14 protein-coding genes are annotated in these 19755 nt (G+C 65.0%); 4 read left to right on the forward strand and 10 right to left on the reverse strand.

Going from position 1 to position 19755, the window contains the following annotated elements:
- Positions 1 to 4 precede the first annotated feature (4 nt).
- Positions 5 to 2653, forward strand: a complete 2649-nt coding sequence (pepN, locus tag DWB85_RS07260) for an aminopeptidase N (protein ID WP_117953552.1) — start codon at positions 5 to 7, stop codon at positions 2651 to 2653.
- Between the two features lie 5 nt (positions 2654 to 2658).
- On the opposite strand, the gene DWB85_RS07265 is transcribed toward pepN, so the two are convergent.
- The 6 genes from DWB85_RS07265 to DWB85_RS07290 are packed head-to-tail and all read right to left on the reverse strand — an operon-like array spanning position 2659 to position 9519.
- Positions 2659 to 4332 (reverse strand): BatD family protein, encoded by a 1674-nt coding sequence (locus DWB85_RS07265; RefSeq protein ID WP_162846047.1) that lies wholly within the window; start codon positions 4330 to 4332, stop codon positions 2659 to 2661.
- The gene (locus DWB85_RS07270) at positions 4313 to 6115 is read right to left on the reverse strand and encodes a vWA domain-containing protein (protein WP_239017255.1); all 1803 of its coding nucleotides are present in this window, start codon (positions 6113 to 6115) and stop codon (positions 4313 to 4315) included. The genes DWB85_RS07265 and DWB85_RS07270 overlap by 20 nt, the downstream gene beginning before the upstream one ends.
- Positions 6112 to 7152: a vWA domain-containing protein gene (locus DWB85_RS07275; protein ID WP_117953554.1), complete on the reverse strand. Its 1041-nt coding sequence runs from the start codon at positions 7150 to 7152 to the stop codon at positions 6112 to 6114. The genes DWB85_RS07270 and DWB85_RS07275 overlap by 4 nt, the downstream gene beginning before the upstream one ends.
- On the reverse strand, positions 7149 to 7625 hold the full coding sequence (locus DWB85_RS07280; RefSeq protein ID WP_162846048.1) for a DUF4381 domain-containing protein: 477 nt from the start codon (positions 7623 to 7625) through the stop codon (positions 7149 to 7151). The genes DWB85_RS07275 and DWB85_RS07280 overlap by 4 nt, the downstream gene beginning before the upstream one ends.
- A complete protein-coding gene (locus tag DWB85_RS07285; protein ID WP_117953556.1) occupies positions 7622 to 8563 on the reverse strand; it encodes a DUF58 domain-containing protein in 942 nt (313 codons plus the stop codon). Before DWB85_RS07285 ends, DWB85_RS07280 begins: the two co-directional genes overlap by 4 nt.
- Positions 8563 to 9519 carry an AAA family ATPase gene (locus DWB85_RS07290; protein ID WP_117953557.1) on the reverse strand — a complete coding sequence of 319 codons (957 nt, stop codon included), beginning with the start codon at positions 9517 to 9519 and terminating at the stop codon, positions 8563 to 8565. Before DWB85_RS07290 ends, DWB85_RS07285 begins: the two co-directional genes overlap by 1 nt.
- Before the next feature lie 227 nt (positions 9520 to 9746).
- On the opposite strand from DWB85_RS07290, the gene DWB85_RS07295 reads away from it, so the two are divergent.
- A complete protein-coding gene (locus DWB85_RS07295) occupies positions 9747 to 14624 on the forward strand; it encodes an NAD-glutamate dehydrogenase (protein ID WP_117953558.1) in 4878 nt (1625 codons plus the stop codon).
- 4 nt (positions 14625 to 14628) lie between these two features.
- Here the strand turns inward: DWB85_RS07295 and rmf are convergent, their stop codons facing one another.
- Positions 14629 to 14832 carry a ribosome modulation factor gene (gene rmf / locus DWB85_RS07300; protein WP_117953559.1) on the reverse strand — a complete coding sequence of 68 codons (204 nt, stop codon included), beginning with the start codon at positions 14830 to 14832 and terminating at the stop codon, positions 14629 to 14631.
- Between the two features lie 462 nt (positions 14833 to 15294).
- Here rmf and DWB85_RS07305 point away from each other — a divergent pair, with 462 nt between their 5' ends.
- Positions 15295 to 15702 carry a bactofilin family protein gene (locus DWB85_RS07305; RefSeq protein ID WP_162846049.1) on the forward strand — a complete coding sequence of 136 codons (408 nt, stop codon included), beginning with the start codon at positions 15295 to 15297 and terminating at the stop codon, positions 15700 to 15702.
- Positions 15703 to 15712: 10 nt separating this feature from the next.
- Positions 15713 to 16285: a hypothetical protein gene (locus tag DWB85_RS07310; protein ID WP_117953561.1), complete on the forward strand. Its 573-nt coding sequence runs from the start codon at positions 15713 to 15715 to the stop codon at positions 16283 to 16285.
- Here DWB85_RS07310 and DWB85_RS07315 read toward each other — a convergent pair.
- From DWB85_RS07315 to glcF, 3 genes are all read right to left on the reverse strand, one after another.
- Positions 16282 to 16779 (reverse strand): GNAT family N-acetyltransferase, encoded by a 498-nt coding sequence (locus DWB85_RS07315; RefSeq protein ID WP_117953562.1) that lies wholly within the window; start codon positions 16777 to 16779, stop codon positions 16282 to 16284. The genes DWB85_RS07310 and DWB85_RS07315 overlap by 4 nt on opposite strands.
- Position 16780: 1 nt before the next feature.
- Complete coding sequence (locus DWB85_RS07320; RefSeq protein ID WP_117953563.1) at positions 16781 to 18448, reverse strand: AMP-binding protein; 1668 nt, start codon at positions 18446 to 18448, stop codon at positions 16781 to 16783.
- A gap of 79 nt (positions 18449 to 18527) precedes the next feature.
- On the reverse strand, positions 18528 to 19754 hold the full coding sequence (gene glcF / locus DWB85_RS07325) for a glycolate oxidase subunit GlcF (RefSeq protein WP_117953564.1): 1227 nt from the start codon (positions 19752 to 19754) through the stop codon (positions 18528 to 18530).
- Between the last annotated feature and the right edge of the window lies 1 nt (position 19755).

Genomic DNA, 19755 nt, shown 5'->3' on the forward strand with positions numbered 1-19755 from the left:
TATCATGCGCGACGCCACCCCCGGCACTGTTTTCCTGGAGGACTACCAGGCTCCTTCCTACCTGATCAACCGCACCGAGCTGCACTTTGAACTGGGCGAGGAGGATACCATCCTCACCTCCCGCCTGTACCTGTTGCGCGCGGTGCCGGATGACGTGCCACTGCAACTGCATGGCCAGGAACTCGAGCTGTTGCAGCTCAGCGTCGATAACGAGCCGCTGGACGCCGCTGCTTACCAGGTCACCGACGACTACCTGCTGATCCACAAACTGCCGGAGCAGTGCGTGCTGACCTGCAAGACCCGGATCAAACCCCAGGACAACAGCTCGCTGGAGGGCCTGTACAAGTCCCACAGCATGTTCTGCACCCAGTGCGAGGCCGAGGGCTTTCGCAAGATCACCTACTACCTCGACCGCCCCGATGTCATGTCGGTATTCACCGTGACCATAGACGCGGACGCCGGGCGCTACCCGGTGCTGCTCAGCAACGGCAACCTGCTGGAAGCCACGGCCCTGGACAACAATCGCCACCGGGTGCAGTGGCATGACCCGTTTCCCAAACCCTCCTACCTGTTTGCCCTGGTGGCGGGCGACCTGCAGCATATCGAAGACAGTTTCCGCACCGCCGGGGGCCGCGATGTGACCCTGCGCATTTACGTGGAACCCAAGGATATCGGCAAGTGCGATTACGCCATGGACGCGTTAAAGCGCTCCATGCGCTGGGATGAGGAGGTGTTTGGCCGGGAGTACGACCTGGACATATTCAATATCGTCGCAGTCGACGATTTCAATATGGGCGCCATGGAGAACAAGAGCCTCAACATCTTCAACAGCTCCTGCGTTCTGGCCCATCCGGACATTACCACCGATGCCGGCTACCAGCGGATCGAGGCCATAGTGGCCCACGAGTACTTCCACAACTGGAGCGGCAACCGGGTGACCTGCCGGGACTGGTTCCAGCTGAGCCTCAAGGAAGGGTTCACGGTGTTCCGCGATGCCGAGTTTTCCTCGGACATGGGCTCGCGCACGGTGAAGCGGGTTGAGGACGTGAGCATGTTGCGCAGCGCCCAGTTCGCCGAGGACGCCGGGCCCATGGCGCACCCGGTGCGGCCCGAATCCTATATCGAGATCAACAATTTCTACACCCTCACGGTGTACGAGAAAGGCGCCGAGGTCGTGCGCATGATCCACACCCTGCTGGGGGCGGAAAAGTTCCGCGCCGGCTCCGACCTGTATTTCTCCCGTCACGATGGCCAGGCCGTCACCTGCGAGGATTTCCTGCTGGCGATGGAAGATGCCAGCGGCATGGATCTCGGCCAGTTCCGCCGCTGGTATGCACAGGCGGGCACCCCGGTACTGTCGGTTGCCGACAGCTACGATGCCGAAGCCCAGACCTACACCCTGGAAGTATCACAGCGTTGCCCGGCGACGCCGGGGCAGGCCGAGAAGCAGCCCTTCGTGATTCCCCTGGCCATGGGCCTGCTCGGCGATGCCGGCAACCTGCCAGTGAAACTGGCCGGCGAGGAACCGGATCACGACACCGATGACAACACCCACCGGGTGCTGATCATCGACCGGGAGCAGCAGCAATTTGTGTTCGAGGGGGTGCAGGAACACCCGGTGCCCTCGCTGCTGCGCGGCTTCTCGGCCCCGGTGCGCCTCGAATACAACTACGACCGCGACGCCCTGTGCCAGTTGATGAGCCGTGATGGCGATGGTTTTGTGCGCTGGGACAGCGGCCAGACCCTGGCCCTGCAGGTGATTAGCGAGGTGCAGGCGCAGCTGTCCCGCGGTGAAGCGGCGGCGGTCGATCCCTTGCTGACCGGGGCCTTCACCCGCTTGCTGGAAGACGAGTCACTGGACCCAGCCATGGTGGCCGAGATGCTGGCGCTGCCGGGCGAGGGCTACCTGGCGGAACAGGCGGGCGAGGGGGCGGCCGATGTCGACCTGATCCACCGCGCCCGGCAGCGGGTGAAGCAGGCCATTGGTGAGGCCGCCGAGCAGGTATTGCTGGCGCGCTACCATGGCCTGGCAAGCGATGAGGCTTACCAGCCCGTCGGTGAGCAGATCGCGCGCCGGGCCCTGCGCAACAGCTGCCTGGATTACCTCGCCTGTGCCAATCCGGCGCACCTGGCCCTGGCGAGCGAGCAGCTGGCCAGCGCCGGCAATATGACCGATCGCCTGGCGGCGCTCAAAACCCTGGCTTTCCATGCCGAGGAAGCCGACTGGACCCAGCCGCTGGCCGATTTCTACCAGGACTGGCGGCACGAAACCCTGGTGGTCAACCAGTGGCTGCAACTGCAGGCGGCGATGCCCGATGCGGGCGCCCTGGAGCGGGTACGCGGGCTGATGGAACACCCGGATTTCGACCTGCGCAACCCCAACAAGGTCCGTTCGCTGGTGGGCGGCTTTGCCGGCCAGAACCCGGTCAACTTCCACCGCGCCGATGGCGCGGGTTATCGCCTGTTGGCGGATGTCATCGCCCAGCTCAACAGCATCAACCCGCAGATTGCCTCCCGCCTGCTGGCGCCGCTCACCCGGTGGCGCTTTTACGTCGGGCGCCAGGAGTTGATGCGCGGGGAGCTGCAGCGCCTGGCGGAATTGCCGGAGCTGTCACCCGATGTGTACGAGGTGGTGACCAAGTCGCTGCAGTAAGCGCCTCAGGCAGCGGGGTAGAGGCGCAGCTGCTCATCCCGCTGTGGTTGTCCCGCGGGCCGCTGGCGCTGCAGGCGCTCGACGATGGCCCGCAGCTGGTCACCGCGCCAGCTGTCGGCGTCCTGCCCATATAGGGATTGCTCCAGTGCCTTCAGCTCGCTGGTCAGTGCCGGGTCTGCCAGCAGCGTCGCCGCCTGCTCCAGGGAAGTGATTCCCCGGTCGCACCGGGCGGCGGCCCAGAGAATCAGCTGTTTCCGTGCCTGCTGCGGCTGGTCGGCGGCGCAGGCAGCCAGCAGTGACTTGTAGGCCGCCTTTGGCGAGCGTGCCGGGGCCGGTTCCTCGCTGCCGCCGGTCACCTCACGGCGGCTGCGCCACCACAGCCCGGCGGTGAGCAGCCAGCCCAGGGCACAGGCCAGCGCCAGCACTTGCCACACCCGCACCGCGCCTGACTGCACAATCACCGGCTCCGGCCCGCTGCTTGCGGCGGAACTTGCGCCGTCCGTCGTCGCGGTCGCTGTCGTGGGCGCCGCGGCAGCCACCTTAAGGACGCGCGCCGGGATGCGGGCGGTGCGCATGGTTCGCGCCCCGGTGTCCCACCAGGGGATTTCAATTGCCGGTAGTTCGACCCTGCCGGCGCGGGTGGCAACGATGGCGACGCTATCCGAGCGCGAGCCCAGCAGGCCGCTGGAAATTTCCGTATCGTTGATGACCGGCTGGTCCGGGTAGTGCTTGATACCGTCCACCTCGGGCAGTAACACCGGCGGCAGCTGTGCCCCCTGCAGGCCCTCGCCCCGTACCCGGACAGTGCGGGTGATGGACTCGCCCACACGCAACTGCGCCGGGTCCGAGGACCATTCTTCCTCGATGACGATGTTGCGCGCCGGTAGCCAGGTCGCCGCGGTAAACGCCGCTGGCCTGGGCAGCACTTCTATGTTCAGTGCTTCGCTCTGCAGCCTGACCAGGCGACCGCGGTTGGTGTCGAAGATACTGCGCCGGGGAACACTCTCGCGGGCGGAAAAACTCTGCGCCGGAATGGTCAGGGTGCCGCTCTGTTCCGGGAAAATGGCATAGCGAACCTCGTGCACCAGCCAGGGCCTGCCGTTGACCTGGCGCTGGAAGGACTTTTGCTCCAGTGGCACCACGAAGGCGTCGGGCAGATCCAGGTCGCTGATGCTGCGGCCGTCGAGATTAACCGCCTGCTGCAGTCGCAGGGTGAGTATGAGCTGGCCCTGGACATACACCGAGTCCCGGTCCACGCTGGCCTCGAACAGCACGCTGTCCGCCCCCGGATCGATCTGCGGCGCGTCCCCGACCTCAACCTGCAGTTCACGGGTGCTGGCTGAGCCCAGCTGGAAAGGGGGAATCGACAGTGCACCCTGGCGCCGGGGGGTGATCTCCAGGTGCAGCTGGCGCTCGTGGCTGCGCTTGCCATTGACGATAGTGGTGTTGCTGCGGGTGCTGCGCGACAGAATTTCCCAGTCGCGCTGCAGGGGCGCGAGGTCGACGGCGGACAGTTCCTCGTCGTCACCGGTGGCGCTGATGATCAGCTGCACGGTATCGCCGAGGGCAATCCGGCTGCGGTCGACGCTGGCCTCGACGGCGGCCCGGGCCGTTGCATGCCCCAGTACAAGCAGCAGCACCAGCGTCCACAGCGCCGGCCTACCAGTAAGTGTCATCATCCTTTGTGTTTCCCTGTTGCTGTCGCTGCTGGCTTTGATAGCGGAATTTCTGCCGCAGCAGGCCGGAGGGATCATCGGGCACCCTGCGCAGCCACTGTTCCATGGCCTGGTCGCGCTCCAGGTCCTCCTGCTGGGCCTCGGCGATGGCCTGGTTGAGCTGTTCCTGCTGCTCCGCCGGTTCGGTCTCTGCCTGCTGCTCACCGGGCTGAGGCTGCTGTTCCGGTTTCTCCGCCCCGGTGTCGTCCGGCGCTTGTCTCTGTTGCTGCTGTTGTTCCTGGCCCTGCTGCTGCGGCGATTCGCCGGCTTGCGGCTCCTGCTGCTGGCCCTGCTGCTGGTCCGCTCCCGGCTGTTGCTGCTCCTGTTGCTGTTCCTGTTCCTGCCCGGAGTCCTGTTGTTGCTGTTGTTCCTGCTGCTGTTGCTGTTGTTCCTGTTGTTGCAGCTGTTCCAGCAGAGCCAGGTTGTCCTGCGCATCCTGCCGGTCGGGTTCCAGCTGCAGCGACTGGCGGTAGGCCGCCATGGCCGCATCCAGCTGGCCTGCCCGGGCCAGGGCGTTGCCGCGGTTATACAGGCTATCGGCGTCTTCCTGCTGCTTGAATGCCTGTGCCGCCCGTTCGTAGTCACCGGCCTCGTAGGCGGCGGTGCCCGCCCAGTCGGGATCGGCGAACAGCTGCGCCGCCCGTTCCTGATCGCCCTGCTGCAGGGCTCGCTGTCCCTGCTGGTCTGGCGTCAGCCACAGGTCGTCCCACAGTCCGGCCTGGGCCGGCTGCGGCAGTGGCACCAGCAGCAGCGGCGCCAGGCAGATGATCCAGCCGCGGCGGAACAGGGCCAGCACCACTGGCAGCAGCAGCAGCACCAGCAGGTAGCCCTGGTCCTCCCAGGCGTCGGCGGCCCGGTCGAGGACCAGGGTCTGTTCCGGTAAGTCCAGCAGGTCCTCTGCCAGCAGGTAGTCCAGGTCGCGGTCATCGATCTGCATGCGCATGTAGCGGCCACCGGTGTCTGCGGCCAGACCCCTGAGCTCGCTTTCCTCCAGCCCGGGGACGACAATGGCGCCACTGGCATCCTTGAGGAAGCCGCCCCGGGGCAGGGGCAGGGGTGCGCCGCTGGCGGTGCCGATCCCCATGATGGCGAGGCTGACACCGCTGCCCCGCAGCAGGTCGTTAATCTCGCTGCGGTCGAGCGCGGTAATACCGTCGGTGAGCAATAGCAGCCGACCCCGGCGGATACCGGCGGAGTGCAACAGCTCCATACCCAGGGCCAGCGCCGCGGCGGGCTCCGAGCCCATCACCGGCATCATGTCGGGGTTGAGTGCCGGCAGCAGGTTGGCAATGGTGGGAGTATCGTCGGTGAGCGGGGTCACGATGTGGGCATCGCCGGCGTAGGCGATCAAGCCGGTCTGGCCCTCGCGCCGCCGCTCCAGCAGGTCCAGCAGTTTCTGCCTGGCCCGGTCGGCGCGGGAGGGTGCCAGGTCCGCCGCGACCATGGAATAGCTCAGGTCCAGCACCAGCACCAGCGCATCCTGTTTCTGGTGCACCGGCTGCGGAATTTTCTGCCAGCTGGGACCCGCCGCTGCCAGCGCCGCCAGCGCCCAGGCCAGCAGCAGCGCCGGCGCCGGGCTGCGGCGTCGCTGGCCCTCGCCAGCGCCGATCAGGTAGGGCAGCAGCTGCGGGTCGATGACCGAACTCCAGCTGCCGCTGCGGTGCTTGCGGCGCCACAGCAGGCCGGCCAAAAGCAGTGCCGGCAACAGTGCCCACAGCCATTCGGGGCGCATCAGGTGAAAGCTCATGCGGCCTCCTCCCGGGCAGCGGGCGGGGTGCTGGCGGGCAGCGCCCGCCACAGCTGGCGCAGGGCGAGGGCAAAGCTGATCGCCAGCGCCAGCAACAGGGGCAGGTAGCCCAGGGCCTGGCGCGGCCGGTAGCTGGCGGTGTCCACCTCTATGGGTTCCAGCTGGTCCAGCAACAGGTAGATATTGGCCAGTTCTTCCGGGTTGCGGGCCCGGAAGTACTTGCCGCCGGTCATGCTGGCAATTTGCTGTAACCCGGCCTCATCGAGTTCCGCCGAGGGGTTGACCTGGCGGGCCCCGAAGCTGGAGCCGAACAGGCCCGGCATGGTCAGTCGGTCGGCGCCAATGCCGATGGTGTAAATACGAATGCCCAGGTCCGCCGCCAGCCTGGCGGCATCCAGGGGCTGCACTGAACTGGCGGTGTCCTTGCCGTCGCTGAGCAGGATCAGCACCCGGTTGTCGGCGGGTCGTTCCCGGAGCCGCTTCACCGCCAGGCCAATGGCATCACCGATGGCGGTATCCTGGCCGGCAAAGCCGATCTGCGCCTCCTGCAGGAAGCGCTGTACGGTGGCGGTGTCAAAGCTCAACGGTGACTGCACGTAGGCATTGCTGCCAAACAGGATCAGGCCGAGACGATCCCCTTCCCGCTGTTCGATGAAGCGGCTGCCGACCTGCTTGACCGCGCGAATGCGGCTGACCAGCTGGTCCGATACTTCCATGTCCTCGATGGTCATTGAGCCGGAGATATCCACCGCCAGCATCAGGTCGCGGCCGCTGTTGGGCAACTCGATGGGCTCGCCCACCCAGACCGGTCGCGCCGCCGCCAGCAGTAACAGCAGCCACAGCAGCCACAGGGCCAGTGCCGGCAGGCGGCCGGTGCGGTGGGCGCTGCGCCCCTGGTGTTCGCTGAGCTGCTGCCAGCGGTCGAAGAAGGGTGCCCGCAGGGCCGGTTCCTGACCGTCCGCCGGCGGCGCCAGGCGGCGCACCAGCCAAGGCAGGGGGGCCAGCAACAGCATCCAGGGCCAGATCCATTCGATCATGGCCGCCCCCGGTGGCGTCTGATCCAGCGTTCGCAGAGTTCCAGGTGCTCATCCAGCCCGCTGCCATCGACCTCGCTGGAGTACTGGGCCTGTAGCATGTGCAGCTCGAACGCCGCCGGTGCCGCCATGGCCTGGTTGAGAAAGGCCCGCCATTCCTCCCCGCTGGCGCCGGCGATGTCGCGGCGGGCATAGGCGCGCAGCGCGACAGCCTTCAACAGGGCATTGGCCTCGGTCAGGCAGCGGCGGTGATCGTGGTCTGCCTGCCACTGGGCGCGAATCTGGGCCAGCGCCGCCAGACCCCGGCGGCGATAGGCATTGCGCCGGTAGTGCCGCAGCGCCAGCCAGGCCAGAACCGCCAGGGCGATGAGCCCCAGGACGACAAGCAGCCACCAGCCCGGCGCCGGCGGCCACCAGCCGATGGCCGCGGGCTCGCGCAGCGGGTGGAGCTGTGCCAGGGGATCAGTCGGGTTCACCGGCGGCTGTTCCCGAAGTAGGTTTGCAACAGGGCAAAAGGCGGTTCCGTGGTGGATGCCTGCAGCAGCGGAATCCCGAGGCGGCCGAGATTCTGTTGCAGCCGCAGCTGCCGCTGGCTGAAGGCCTGCTGGTACTCGCGGCGCAGCCGTCGGTCGCCGGTGTTCAACTCGCTGCGTGCCTCGCCGTCGGTTACCGCGTAACGGCCGCTCTGGGGTAATTGGCGCTCCAGCGGGTCGCTGCAACAAATCGCAGTGAGCTGGGTATGCTGGGCCAGCTGGAACAGGTGCTTGCGGCTGTTGTCGTCGCTGGCGCCCTGGAAGTCGCTGACCAGGTAGATACTGCTGCCGGGTCTGGCTATCCGGCGCAGGTTGGTCAGCATGTCGGTAAAACTTTCCGCTGGCGCAGTCCCGGCCAGGGGCAGGGCGGCGTTGAAGGCGCAGAGCTCGGACAGCAGGCCCAGTACCGTGCGCCGGGAGCGACGCGGCCGCACCTCGCGATGGCGCTGGCCGTTGAACACCAGGCCGCCGATGCGGTCACCGCCGTCCAGGGCGCTCCAGCAGAGCAGGCTGGCCAGGTGTGCCGCCAGCACCGATTTGAAGCAGTGGCTGGAACCGAAAAACATCGCTGGCCGCTGGTCGACCACCAACAGCACCGGGCGCTCCCGTTCCTCACGGAACAGCTTGGTATGGGCGTCGCCGGTGCGCGCTGTCACCCGCCAGTCGATACTGCGGATGTCGTCACCGGGCTGGTAGCTGCGCACCTCCTCGAAATCGATACCCCGGCCGCGAAAATTGGACTTGTTGGGTCCGGTGAGGGCGGACAGGGCCCGGTTGCGGCGCGCAAGCTGCAGCTGCCGTGCCGGGAAGCGCAGGGCGATCAGGTCTTCCAGGGAGGCGTAAGCACCCCTGGCCGGGGCTGCGATATCCGCTGCCTGCATCAGCCCACGGGTACCAGCGCCAGCAGCTCGCTGGTGACCTGGTCGGGAGTGATGCCGCTGGCCTCGGCCTCGAAACTGAGCAGCAGGCGATGGCGCAACACATCGGCGGCCACCGCCTGCACATTGTCCGGGCTGACGAAGTCCTGGCCGTTGAGCCAGGCGTGGACGCGGGCGCAGCGGTCCAGGGCAATGGTGGCCCGGGGGCTGCCGCCGTACTCGATCCAGTGTTGCAGTTGCTCGCTGTAGCGGCCGGGTGTGCGGGTGGCGACCACAAGCTGCACCACGTAATCCTCCACCGCCGGCGACATGTGCAGCCCGAGGACTTCCTCACGGGCGGCGAATATCGCCTCCTGGGCCAGGGGCTGCGGCGCGGCTGTGGCAGGTGAACTGGCCTCGGCGCGGGTCAGGCGCAGTATATCCGCCTCGGCGGCGGCATCGGGGTAGTCGACGTTCACATGCAGCAGGAAACGGTCCAGCTGGGCTTCCGGCAGGGGATAGGTGCCCTCCTGCTCAATCGGGTTCTGGGTGGCCATGACCAGGAACAGGCGCGGCAGGTTGTAAGTTTCCGAGCCGATGCTGACCTGGCGCTCGGCCATGGCTTCCAGCAGGGCCGACTGAACCTTGGCGGGCGCCCGGTTGATCTCGTCGGCGAGCACCAGGTTGTGGAAGATCGGACCGCGCTGGAAGTGGAAAGAACCCTCCTGCGGGCGATAAATCTCGGTGCCGGTGACGTCGCCGGGCAACAGGTCAGGGGTAAACTGGATGCGCTGGAAATCGCCCTCCAGGCCGTCGGCGAGGCTCTTCACCGCCCGCGTCTTGGCCAGGCCGGGGGCGCCCTCAACCAGCAGGTGGCCGTCCGCCAGCAGGGCGATGATGAGTCTTTCCACCAGATGTGACTGGCCAATGATCTGGCCGCTGAGCCACTGTTGCAGGGCCCTGATTTCTGCGCTTGCCACGCGATCTCCTGTTGTTTGTGTTAGCGGGTTACTACCGGGAAAGGCAGCCGCATTGTATCGCAACGGTAAACAGCGTCCAGCCCGACCGCAGCGAGGACGATAATGTGACTTTTCACCACAGGAAAAGTTCCTCGGGCTGGTCTCCCTGGCGCCGGCTTTGGTCTAGACTAGCAGCAGGGCCTGGCGCATGGAGCGGGCAATAAGAACACTGGAATCGGGATACCTGAATGATCTGGGAAAGCCTCAAGAAAAACCTGATCAGCGAACTGAAGAAGCGCATCGACAAACACACCGAGGGTGACGAGCGCGCCTCGCTGAATAACCTGGCTGATGATTTTTACCGCCGTTTCGCCGCCGAGGACCTGCGCGGCCGCTCGGTGGAGAATCTCTACGGTTGCCTGCACTACCTGCTGCGCTTCATGCGTGAAGGGCTTGGAGAGCAGCCGCACATCGAGTTTTTTAACCCGGAACTGCAAACTCACGGCTGGGAAAGCACCAACACCGTGCTGGCCATCCACTGCCGCGGTATTCCATTCGTCACCGCCTCTGTGCGCGGTGAAATCAACCGCCGCGGCCTGCCTATCCACATCATCGCCAGTTCCAACCTGGAAGTGGCGCGGGACGAGCAGGGAGTGCTGCGCAGGATCCTGTCCGACAGCGAACAGGAACCGATGGAGAACTCGCAAGAGGCGGTCGTGTATTTTGAGCTGGCCCGGCACTCGCAGCCGGCGGAACTGGACGGGCTGCGCGATACCCTGCTGGATATCCTCGCCGAGGTCGACATGGTGGTGGCGGACTTCCCGGCCATGAACGAGCAGCTGGAACGCGTGGTGGAGGTGGTAAAGGCCAGCAGCTGCGTCGACCCGGAGTTGCGCGAGGAGGCCACGGCATTCCTGCTGTGGCTGCGCGAGCAGCACATGACCATGCTGGGCTACGAATACCTGGAGGTTGATTACAGCGGTACACACCCCACGGTGACGGCCTCCCGCGAGGGCCGGCTGGGTTTGCTGCGCAACCGGGATACCCGCGGCGTGGCCGACCTGGAAGCTGACCTGGCAAACATGGGGCGGGACGAGTTGCTGCGCCGGCAGCTGAGTTTTTCCAAGTCCCGGCAGCGCTCCCGGGTTCACCGCCTGACCTATCCGGACTATGTCGAGGTGCGGGTGTTCGATGAACAGGGCGAGATGGTGGGGCAGCATCGTTTTATCGGTCTCTATACCTCCTCTGTCTACACCATGAATCCCAAGTACATTCCCATCCTGCGGCGCAAGGTCCAGGCGGTGATGGAAATGTCCGACATGGACTGGGCCGAGCACGAGACCCGGGAACTGGCCCGGGTGCTGGAGCTGTACCCCCGGGATGAGCTGTTTCAGTCCAGCAGTGCCGACCTGTACAACACGGTCAACGCCATCAACCGGATTCAGGAGCGTCGCCAGACCCGCCTGTTCGTGCGCCGGGATATCCATGGCAAGTTTGTCAGTTGCATCGTCTATGTGCCGCGTGACCGCTATACCACGGAATTGCGGGAACAGATGGAGTGCATCCTCAGTGAGGCCTTCAAAGCCGAGGAATCCGAATTCACCACCCATTTCTCCGAATCGATCCTGGTGCGGGTGTACTTCGTGTTGCGCGTGGACCCGGCCCGACCCCTGGATTATGACGACACCGAGCTGGAAGACCTGATTGTCCAGGCCACCCTGGCCTGGACCGACCGGTTGCGCAACCGGCTGATCGAAGAGTTTGGCGAGGAGCATGGCAACCAGCATGTAAAGCAACTGGGCAACGGTTTTCCCGCCGGTTACCGCGACGATTTCGACCCCCGCATGGCGGTGGCGGATATCAAGAAGATTCTGCGCCTGGCCCATGGCGAGCGCCTGGCCATGTCCCTGTACCGCACCCTCGAGGACGGCGAGGACATGTTGCGGTTGCGCCTGTACAACGCCGGCACCAGTCTGCCACTGTCAGATGTGCTGCCGATCCTGGAAAACCTCGGACTGCGGGTGATCAGCGAGCGGCCTTACGGCATCAACGCCCAGAGTGGTGACAAGTACTGGGTGCAGGAGTTTTCCATGCTTTACAGCCTTGCGGACAAGGTTGATCTGGAGGATGTGAAGGAAGAGTTCGAGGATGCCTTTGCCCGCATCTGGTTTGGCGAGGCGGAGAGCGACTCGTTCAATCGCCTGCTCATCGGTACCCGCCTGAGCTGGCGCGAAATCGCCCTGCTGCGGGCCTATGCCCGCTACCTGCAGCAGCTCAACTTCCCCTACAGTGTCGAGTACATAGCCGGCACCATGGCCGATCACCTGCATATCACGGCGCTGATCGTGGAATTGTTCCTCACCCGGTTTTCACCGGTGTTCGACGGTGACGAGGCCTGGCGCGGCGAGCGCGAACTGGATGTGGAGCAGCGCATACTGGATTCCCTGGAACAGGTCGAGAACCTGGGCCAGGACCGGATAATTCGCCAGTACGTGAAACTGGTGAAAGCCACCCTGCGCACCAACTTTTTCCAGCAGGCGGAAGGGGGTGGTCTCAAGCCCTACATCTCCTTCAAGCTCAAGCCCTCGGCGATCCCCGACATTCCCAAGCCGGTGCCAATGTTCGAGGTCTATGTGTACTCGCCGCGGGTGGAGGGCGTGCATTTGCGCGGCGGCAAGGTTGCCCGTGGCGGCCTGCGCTGGTCGGACCGCCAGGAAGACTTCCGCACCGAGGTGCTGGGCCTGGTCAAGGCGCAGCAGGTCAAGAATGCGGTCATTGTGCCGGTGGGCGCCAAGGGCGGTTTTGTGGCCCGCCAGCTCAATCCGCAAATGTCCCGCGACGAGGTCCAGCAGGAGGGCATCGAGTGCTACAAGCTGTTTATTCGCGGCCTGCTGGACATCACCGACAATCGCGGCGATGTGTCGATCATTCGTCCGCCCCACGTGGTCGCCAAGGACGAGGACGATCCCTACCTGGTGGTGGCGGCGGACAAAGGCACCGCCACCTTCTCGGATATTGCCAACAGCCTGTCGGCGGAGTACGACTTCTGGCTCGGAGACGCCTTCGCCTCGGGGGGCAGCGCCGGTTACGACCACAAGAAAATGGGCATCACCGCCAGGGGTGCCTGGGTCTCGGTGCAGCGTCACTTCCGGGAGATGGGCGTTGATATACAGTCCACCGACTTCAGCGTGGTAGGCATTGGCGACATGGCCGGCGATGTGTTCGGTAACGGCATGCTGTTGTCGGAGCATATCCGGCTGCTGGCGGCCTTCAATCACCTGCACATATTCGTGGACCCGGACCCCGATGCCGCCGCCAGCTACGCTGAACGCAAGCGCCTGTTCGAGCTGCCGCGGTCGAGTTGGGCTGATTACGCCAGTGAGCTGATTTCCGCCGGCGGCGGGGTGTTTTCACGGGCGGCCAAGTCGATAGCCATTTCACCGCAAATGCAGCAGCGCTTCGATATCGAGGCCGCCCAGCTGACCCCCAGTGAGCTGATTGCGCACCTGCTTCAGGCGCGAGTGGACCTGCTGTGGAACGGCGGCATTGGTACTTATGTCAAGGCCTCCAGCGAGAGTCACCTCGAGGTCGGCGACAAGGCCAACGATTCCCTGCGGGTAGACGGCCGCGACCTGCGCTGCAAGGTGGTGGGCGAGGGCGGCAACCTGGGCATGACCCAGCTGGCGAGGGTGGAGTATGGGCTCAACGGCGGCCGTTCAAATACCGATTTTATCGACAACGCCGGCGGGGTGGACTGCTCGGACCACGAGGTCAACATCAAGATCCTGCTCAACGCCGTGGTGGCCCGGGGTGACATGACCGAGAAGCAGCGCAACGAGTTGCTGGAGGAAATGACCGATAGCGTCGCGCAGCTGGTGTTGAAGAACAACTACCGGCAGGTACAGGCGATCAGCCTGGTGGAACTGCAGGCCGAGGAGCGCTTTGGCGAATACCGCCGCTTTATCCAGAACATGGAGGAAGCGGGCCGCATTAACCGTGTTCTGGAGTTCCTGCCCAGCGATGAAGAATTGCTGGAGCGCAAGTCCAGGGGACAGCCGCTGACCCGCCCGGAGCTGTCGGTGCTGATCTCCTACAGCAAGGCGGTGCTGAAGGAGTACCTGATCGACTCTGACCTGGGCAAGGATCCCCTCCTGCACCAGGCAGTCACCACGGCGTTTCCGCCGCGGCTGGTGGATGAGTTCGCTGACGAAATACGCAGCCACCGCCTGAACCGGGAAATCATGGCCACCCAGGTGGCCAACGACATCGTCAACCGCATGGGGCTCAACTACGTGGTGCGCCAGTCAAAAGCGACCGGCGCCTCGGCGGCGGACGTGGCCCGGGCCTACACCACGGTGATGGAGGTGTTCCGGCTGCGCGAGCTGTGGGAGTGGATCGAACTGCTCGACCACCGGGTTTCCTCGGCAGTGCAGATGGACATGATGCTCAAACTGGTGCGGCTGGTGAAGCGGGCGACCCGCTGGTTACTGCGCAACCGCCGGCACGAGTTGATGCCGACGCCGCTGGTCGGGGAGTTCAGCGCGGGCCTGGAGCAAATGCGGGCCAACTTTCCCTCCATGCTGCGCGGCAGTTCGGCGGACCAGTACGAATCTCTCTATGACCATTATCTGCAGGAGGGGGTTGGTGAAGAACTGGCCGACCGGGTTGCCGGTACGCAGCTGGCCTATACGGCGCTGGGTATCATCCAGGCGGCCGCTGAAACCGAGGCGTCCCTGGAGCACGTCGCCAAACTGTACTTCTTCATGGGTGAACGGCTGGAGCTGGACTGGTTCAGCGGCCAGATCATGGCCAGCAAGGTGGAAAACGAATGGCAGGCCATGGCCCGCGACACCTACATGGAGGACCTGGAGTGGCAGCAGCGCACCCTGGCAATGGGCGCGCTCAAGCACCTGGACGCCGAGGGTAACGTGCTGGCCTGCATGCAGCACTGGGAGAAGGAGCAGGAGCCCATGCTGGCCCGCTGGCAGGCGATGCTGGCGGAACTGCATGCCACGGACGCGCCCGACTTCTCCATGTTTGCGGTGGCCAACCGCGAACTGCTGGACCTGGCCCAGAGCAGCAGGCGGCAGGTAGATCAGGGCCCGGATGCGGGCCCGGGTAGTTGAGGAATCAGAGCGCCCGCATCTTGTGAACGCCAGAGACCCCGGTCAGGCCGTCCCACTGGTCGGAGCGGCCCTCCCGCCAGCCGGAAATCCAGTTCTGGCGGTGGGCGTCGTTCTCGTGGGGACAGTAGTCCAGGCTGCGGCCTGAAACGCCCGCCTGGTAGCCTTTGTCAAATGCCCTGGTGTTCATGTCGCGCTTCTGTCTTCTCATAAAGAATGCCTCCAGTTCAGGCTGTTGCCATGGTCCGGGGCCGCGAGAATGACCTCTCGCTCACCGCGGACGGTGGTCGATTCGGTATGTTTTTTGCGTGTATTCGGCTTGTTAAAGCGAAGCAATACAACGAAGAGTGTCCGGGGACACCAACTCCATGAAACCAGAGCCCCACACACTTGGCCAACAACGATTCGTTCTGAAAGCCGGTTTCCATATAACAAAACTGTCAGGTAACGGAATCTGCCAAAATCTCCAGCTTTTCTCTGGTCGATCCCGGGGGGCGCTGGTAGGATGATTTGCCCGGAATGAGCATGGGACATACCGATGTTTGAACGCAATAAGAACAAACAGCCGCCAGCGCCCCCGGCGGAGCCGCCGCGCCCCGGCCCCGGCACGACCGCTGCCAGCACTCCGGCCCCCCAGGCCAGCCCCAGTCCGGCAACCTCAAGGAGCACAGCAATGATTGGACCCAGTATCGAGATCAAAGGCACCGTTACCGGCGACGAAGACCTGCTCATCCAGGGCAGGGTGGAAGGATCCATCGACCTCGGCGCGCATGAGGTCACCGTGGGCGAATCCGGCAAGGTGAATGCCGACATCAGCGCGCGCACCGTGCGTATCGATGGCGAGGTCGCCGGGGATGTTCGCGGCAATGAGAAAGTGCTGATTTCCAAGACCGGCAACGTCCGCGGCAATATCATTGCCCCGCGCATGACCCTGGAGGACGGCGCCATCTTCAAGGGCTCTATCGATATGGACCCGGGTGATGCCGCCGCAAAGGTCAGCCTGGCCGCCAAGCCCGGCGCCGGCAAGCCAGCAGCGGATGCGGACGCTCCCACCCCGGAACTGGACCTCAAGAGCGGTTGACCCACGCAGCATGAGCGAGCAACAGAGCAGTCAGCTGTTGCCCGGCCTGTTCGAGGGGATCACGGAGGAGCAGCGGATCACGGTGCTGCACCTCGGGCCGGTAATGCCCGAGACGGTGGCGTTTTTTTCCGCTTACCGGTGCAAGCTTTACATCAACGACCTGTTCGCCGAGCTGCCCCTGGTATTCCAGCCCGGGGACGAGCAGACCGTGGCCCAGCGGGTCGCCGGGCTACTGGATATTCCCGCCGGGGTGACATTCGACCTGTGCCTGTTCTGGGACCTGTTCAACTACCTGGACGAAGCGGGGGTCAGGGCAGTGATGGACTGCCTGCGTGACCGCCTGGCGCCGGGTGCCAGGGCCCACGCGTTCGGGGTCCACAATACCCGCGCCGCCCGCCGCGATGGCCGCTATGCCCTGGTTTCCGCGGGGCAGATCTGCGTGCGCCCGCGGGCGCCGGCGCTGCCCTGTTATTCTCCCCATCCGCAGGCGCGCCTGCAGGAATGCCTCGACGGCTTCGCGGTCAAGCGCTCGGTGTTGCTGGCGGAAAGTCGGCTGGAACTGCTGCTGGCGGCCAGGAGCTAGCCGGCTTCCTGTTCAGTGCGGTACAAGGTCATGCCCCGCGCCTGGTAGTTGGCCAGCGCCCCGGGATGGTCCAGCGAGCAGGTATGTACCCACACCCGTTGCACCTCGCCCCAGGCCCAGGCCTGTTCGATGGCGGCGGTCAGCAGTGTGCCGCCCAGGCCCTGGCCGATAAACGCCGGTGTCAGGCCGAAGTACTTGATTTCCACTTCATTGCCAGCCTGTTTCTGCAGCTCGAAATAGCCCGCCGGGGAGCCCTCGCTGTAGCCCACCCAGGTGCGCAGGTCGGCTGCCTCGGCGTAGTCCTGCCACTGCTGCGCTGACCAGCCGAGCTTGTCGTTCCAGTCCCAGGGCCCGCCGACGAACTGGTAGAGGAAACGGTTGAACGGCCACTGTTTGACCCTGGCCTCGGTAATGGTCAGCCCCGGGGCGTCGCTGCCGGGGAGCAACTGCCCCGGCGCTCGCATCTCCAGGTAGTAAACCGTGGTGGCGGTCATCTCAGTCCTGCCAGATCACCTTCTTGCGTGAGTCGTACCAGGCATCGAGAAAAGGCTCGTAGGCGGCCTCGATGTTGTTGCGCTTGATTTTCAGCGTCGGGGTGAGGAAATTGTTCTCCACCTGCCAGGGGTCGCGAACAACAGCCAGGAACTGCAGCCTCTCATAATTCTCCACCTGGCTGTTGACCTCGGCCAGCAGCTTCTCGAAGTGCGCCTCGGCCTTCTCCCGGAACGCGGGATTATCGAACTCGTGGCGCAGGCCCTCTGCCAGCTGCAGGCTGGCATAGCAGGCCGGGCGGCCGGACCCGGACACGCAGCACTGTTCCACCATGCTGTCGGCGCTGAGCAGGTTTTCCAGCGGCACCGGCGCCACGTACTTGCCCTTGCTGGTCTTGAACAACTCCTTCACCCGGCCGGTAATGCGCAGCAGGCCGTCCTCGTAAACGCCCCGGTCGCCGGTCTTGAAGAACCCGTCCTCGGTCATTACCTCGGCAGTCAGCTCCGGCGCCTTGTAATAACCCATCATGAGTCCCGGGGATTTGATCTCGATTTCACCGACCTCCGAAATCCGGCACTCGACGCCCTCGGCGGGCGCACCCACCGTGCCCGGGGCGCGCTGCCCTTCAGTCGACATATGCGAGTAGGCGAAGTCCTCGGTCATGCCGTAGCCTTCCATGATGTGCAGGCCGAGCTTGTCATACCAGCGGATCAGGTCGGCGGGAATCGGTGCCGAGCCGCTGGCGGCGATACGCACGCTGCCCAGCCCGAGGCCGTCCAGTACTTTTTTGCGGATGACGTTGTTGACGAAGGGGATTTTCAGCAGCAGGTTGAGTTTCTCTTCCGGGAATTTCTGGAACACCCCGGACTGGAACTTCAGCCACAGTCGCGGCACGCTGACAAACAGCGTTGGCCTGGCCCGGCGCAGGTCCTCGAGGAAGGTATCGAGCTCCTCGGCGAAATACACGTGAATGCCCTGGTAAATGGCCCCGGCTTCCAGCAGCGCCCGCTCCATGACGTGAGCCAGCGGCAGGTAGGACAGGGCGCGGTCAGATTCGTTGATATTCAGCACTCGACCCTGCAGGTAGGCCGGTGTGGAAACAGAGCCGAAGGAGTGGGCAACCCCCTTGGGTTTGCCGGTGCTGCCGGAGGTATAGCAGATCAGTGCCCGCTGGCCGGCGGGCCAGACCGGCTCCTCGCTGATCGGCTCATGGCGGGCGATGACGTCGTCCCATTGGTCGAAGTCGTTGGGCGGCGCCAGCGGCAGGGCGATCCCGGGCATGTCCTGGGGCACGCCTTCCTGCATGTGCTCCCAGTCATCCAGCTTGCCGACAAACAGCAGTTTGGCCTCGGAGTGGTCCAGGATGTAGGCCACGGTCTCGGCGTTGAGCGTGGGGTAGAGCGCCACGGTACAGTGGCCCGCCATCCAGATCGCCAACTCGGCAATCACGAAGTGGGCGCAGTTCTTGGAGATCATGGCAATGTTGCTGTTGGCCGGTAATCCCAGGGAATTTATGTGCGCGGCCATGCGTCGCGCCTGGTCCATGGTCTTGCCCCAGCTGTAATCTATGGCTTCGCCGTTGACCGGCTGGGTCAGGAAGATCTTTTCCGGGTGGGCTTTTTCGCGTGCGAATGCCGCCTGCAGTACCAGTTTGTCAGGAACGATGCTCATGTCTCAATCCTTTGTTTTTAGTTAGCACGATGATGACAGTATAGCGGGCCCGGAGGCAACGAATTGGCCATTTCCCCGCTCAATGCCCGCGATCAGGGTCGGGGTCCAGCAGTTCCAGCCAGTGCCGGACCGGGGCCCGGCTCTGTTCCCCCAGGTGCAGCTGGCAGCCCACGTTGGCGGTAACGATGAGCTGCGGCTGCCCGGTCTCCAGCGCCCGCAGCTTGCGTTCGCGCAGGCGCTCGCTGCGCTCCCGCTGCAGAATCGAGTAGGTGCCGGCGGAGCCACAGCACAGGTGATCGTCGCGGGTTGCGCTGAGTTCGAAACCTGCCTCGCTGAGGATTCGCTGCACCAGCCGCGGCTGCTTCAGCCCGTGGTACTGGCTGCAGGGCGTGTGCACCGCGACCGGCCCCTGGCCGCTGTCAACGGCCAGGGCCTGCAGGTCCTCGCCGGCAAGGAGTTCCGCGGCGTCCCGGCTCAGGGAAGCGATACGCCGGGCCCTGTCGGCGTAGGCCGGATCGTGAGCCAGCAGTTGGCCGTAATCCGCCAGCAGGCTGCCGCAACCGGTGGCGCTGCTGACAATCGCCTCGGCACCGGCGTCGACGGCAGGCCACCAGGCGTCAATGTTGCGGCGCATGTTGTCCAGGCCGTCGGCGTGGGCCCCCAGGTGATAGTTGACCGCGCCGCAGCAGCCGGCGCCAGCGACGGTTTCCAGGGAGATACCCAGGCGGTCGAGAATCCGTGCCAGGGCGGCGTTGGTCGTCGGGGTGGCGGCAGCCTGCACGCAACCTTCCAGCAACAGCACGCGCCGACTGTGTACCGCCCGGGGCCGCTGTCCTGGCTGCTGCCGCGGCGGAATCTTGCCGGCCAGCGGCGCGGGTAACAGCGGCGCCAGCAGCCGGCCCAGTTGCAGCAGCCGGGAGAACAGGGCCGGGCGGGTCAGGGTGTAGCGCAACAGGGCACGAAAGCCCCGCTCTGGCAGGGGCCTGGGTACCTGCTGCTCCAGCATGCCGCGGCCGATATCGACCAGGCTGCCGTATTGCATGCCGGAAGGACAGGTGGTTTCACAGCTGCGACAGGTGAGGCAGCGATCCAGGTGGGTGCGGGTGGCACTGCTGGCCGTGCCTTCCTCCAGCAGCTGCTTGACCAGGTAGATGCGGCCGCGGGGACTGTCCCGCTCATCGGCCGTGTCCAGGTAAGTCGGGCAGGTGGCGAGGCAGAAGCCGCAGTGCACGCAGGCACTGATCAGCTCGCTGGCGCGGGTGGCCTCGGGCTTGTCACGGTAGCTCGGGTGCAGTTCTACATGCATG

It is taken from the genome of Seongchinamella sediminis (assembly GCF_003457605.1).
GTDB classification, from domain to species: Bacteria; Pseudomonadota; Gammaproteobacteria; order Pseudomonadales; family Halieaceae; genus Halioglobus; species Halioglobus sediminis.

What these genes read in the sequence shown, in the direction of transcription:
- pepN (WP_117953552.1), top strand. Translation starts at nt 5, where the DNA reads ATGCGCGACGCCACCCCCGGCACTGTTTTCCTGGAGGACTACCAGGCT.
- DWB85_RS07265 (WP_162846047.1), bottom strand. Translation starts at nt 4,332, where the DNA reads ATGATGACACTTACTGGTAGGCCGGCGCTGTGGACGCTGGTGCTGCTG.
- DWB85_RS07270 (WP_239017255.1), bottom strand. Translation starts at nt 6,115, where the DNA reads ATGAGCTTTCACCTGATGCGCCCCGAATGGCTGTGGGCACTGTTGCCG.
- DWB85_RS07275 (WP_117953554.1), bottom strand. Translation starts at nt 7,152, where the DNA reads ATGATCGAATGGATCTGGCCCTGGATGCTGTTGCTGGCCCCCCTGCCT.
- DWB85_RS07285 (WP_117953556.1), bottom strand. Translation starts at nt 8,563, where the DNA reads ATGCAGGCAGCGGATATCGCAGCCCCGGCCAGGGGTGCTTACGCCTCC.
- DWB85_RS07295 (WP_117953558.1), top strand. Translation starts at nt 9,747, where the DNA reads ATGATCTGGGAAAGCCTCAAGAAAAACCTGATCAGCGAACTGAAGAAG.
- rmf (WP_117953559.1), bottom strand. Translation starts at nt 14,832, where the DNA reads ATGAGAAGACAGAAGCGCGACATGAACACCAGGGCATTTGACAAAGGC.
- DWB85_RS07305 (WP_162846049.1), top strand. Translation starts at nt 15,295, where the DNA reads ATGATTGGACCCAGTATCGAGATCAAAGGCACCGTTACCGGCGACGAA.
- DWB85_RS07310 (WP_117953561.1), top strand. Translation starts at nt 15,713, where the DNA reads ATGAGCGAGCAACAGAGCAGTCAGCTGTTGCCCGGCCTGTTCGAGGGG.
- DWB85_RS07315 (WP_117953562.1), bottom strand. Translation starts at nt 16,779, where the DNA reads ATGACCGCCACCACGGTTTACTACCTGGAGATGCGAGCGCCGGGGCAG.
- DWB85_RS07320 (WP_117953563.1), bottom strand. Translation starts at nt 18,448, where the DNA reads ATGAGCATCGTTCCTGACAAACTGGTACTGCAGGCGGCATTCGCACGC.
- glcF (WP_117953564.1), bottom strand. Translation starts at nt 19,754, where the DNA reads ATGCATGTAGAACTGCACCCGAGCTACCGTGACAAGCCCGAGGCCACC.